This window comes from Halorubrum sp. AJ67 (assembly GCF_000513435.1).
The window spans coordinates 1-1,240 of sequence record NZ_CBVY010000032.1; the positions used below are offsets into that span (position 1 = coordinate 1).

Here is a 1,240-nt window from a genome sequence, read left to right on the forward strand (position 1 = left end):
GGTCGTGACGCCGGCCTCGACCGCCGCCGCCAGATTGCTCGCGGTCCGGTAGCTCGCCGTGTAGTCGCTGTCGGAGACCGCGGTCGCGACATCCGGGCGTCCGTCCATCATCACGTGGACGTGGGCGTCGATCACGCCCGGGCGCGACCACCCGGCCGCTCGCGTCGATCCGCGTGAGATCCGCGTCCGACCCGTCGTCGATCGCCTCCGCGACCGTTTCCGGGTCGCCGACCGCGACGACCTCGCCGTCCGCGACCGCGACGTCCGCCTCACGAGTCCCGTCCGCGTCCGCCACGCGACCGCCTTCGAACACGTACATACGTCCCAACAGGGACCGTTCGACGGGTAAACGCTCGGGTCGCGGTAGTCCGCGCTCGCCGCACACGTCCCGGACGCCCGACAAGTATAACAGGACTGCCGGAGTTCACTCGCGCATGGCAAGTGACAACGAATCAAAACCGTCCGGCGGACTGTACGAGCGCCGCATCGGCACGCCGACGACGAACGACGAGGTGAACGGCTACTGGCTGTTCGGGTTCGGCGTGTTGCTCGGACTGGCCGGCGTCGTGCTGTTCTTCTTCACCGAGGCTGCGACGACGACCCGGGGAATCGGGTACGCGCTGGCGGCGTTGGCACCGATATTCGTGATGCTCGGGGCGGTGATCCGATTCCCGCTGCGGAAGGCGGGCACCACTCTCGGGTACCTCGGCACGGCGGTCAGCGTTCTCGGCGTCGTCTGGTTCGTGAGCATCTTCCCGGAGGGCTGGTCCACCTCCTCCGGCGATTCGACCGTGATCGTGCTGTACGGCCTCGGACTGGGGCTCATCGGACTGGCGGGAACGGTCGTCCCGCTGCTCTCCGACCCCGTCTACGAGGACTACGAGCGGATGCGGAGCGAGACCGCGAGCGCGACGGCCGAGCGCGACGAGACGAGCGCGGAGCTGGACGCGACCCGAGAGGAACTGGACGAAACCCGGGGGGAACTGGACGCGGCCGAGTCCGAACTCGCCGCGACCACGGAGAAGCTGTCGGAGACCGAGTCGGCGCTCGGATCGGTCCGAGCGGAGACCGCGGCGTTACGCGAGAGCAAGGCCCGGTTCGAGCTGTTCGAGGACGCCGGTGGCAAGCCGCGCTGGCGGCTCCGCCACCGCAACGGCAACGTCATCGCGACCGCCGGACAGGGGTACAGCAGCCGCGGGAAGGCCCAGCAGGGACTCCACAGCGTGCGGCGGAACGCGCT

At 69.4% G+C, this 1,240-nt stretch carries 1 protein-coding gene and 1 pseudogene; one reads left to right on the forward strand and one right to left on the reverse strand.

Features of this window, described 5'->3' with window-relative positions:
• A pseudogene (locus tag BN903_RS14680) lies at positions 1-319 on the reverse strand (amidohydrolase family protein); the annotation flags it as partial.
• Between the two features lie 115 nt (positions 320-434).
• On the opposite strand from BN903_RS14680, the gene BN903_RS14685 reads away from it, so the two are divergent.
• Positions 435-1,240 (forward strand): DUF1508 domain-containing protein (locus BN903_RS14685; RefSeq protein WP_048078445.1); only part of this gene is annotated, 806 nt, incomplete at its 3' end.